1 protein-coding gene is annotated in these 507 nt (G+C 41.2%); it reads left to right on the forward strand.

The genetic code is table 11. The features are described 5' to 3' along the window. Positions 1-59 precede the first annotated feature (59 nt). Positions 60-386 (forward strand): hypothetical protein, encoded by a 327-nt coding sequence (locus R7O03_RS22755; protein ID WP_025633776.1) that lies wholly within the window; start codon positions 60-62, stop codon positions 384-386. Positions 387-507 lie beyond the last annotated feature (121 nt).

Consider the following 507-nt stretch of genomic DNA (forward strand, 5'->3'; position numbering starts at 1 on the left):
TTCACCCCTTAATTGGGCGTTATGCTCTATGCTGAAAATGGAACTTTATGGAGGTTGGCATGAGTATCAAAGAGTCAGATTGGAAAGTCTTTTGCGAAATCAAAAATGAAGCAATTCAGTTGTATTGCACGAGACAACTGAATGAAGTCATTGAAACTATTACTGACGAGTCAGAACTGGCAGGGGAAAGGTTTCATTTTATGTGTCAGTATTCTAAAACGTCAGAAAAGCAGATGAAGCTGATCTTTGATGGTCATTCTCGTAATAAGGCATTTATTCAGCTCATGCTAATGTGTGAAGAAAATTTGGTTGCACCTGAGCAGTTCGAACGCCTCTCGGATGAGTTCAAAAAAGATATTACGTCGTTGTTGGAAAGACGAGCATAACAAAGCGTTTAAGACGGATTCCCAACGCTTGGCATTCTTGGTTTGATTCAGCTTTAGTGTTTACGGCACAATGGTTTAAGTGCGGTGGTATGCGTTGCTCACCACTTAACGCGGCGTTAGG

This window comes from Vibrio sp. Vb2960, from assembly GCF_033337665.1.
GTDB lineage: Bacteria > Pseudomonadota > Gammaproteobacteria > Enterobacterales > Vibrionaceae > Vibrio > Vibrio alginolyticus.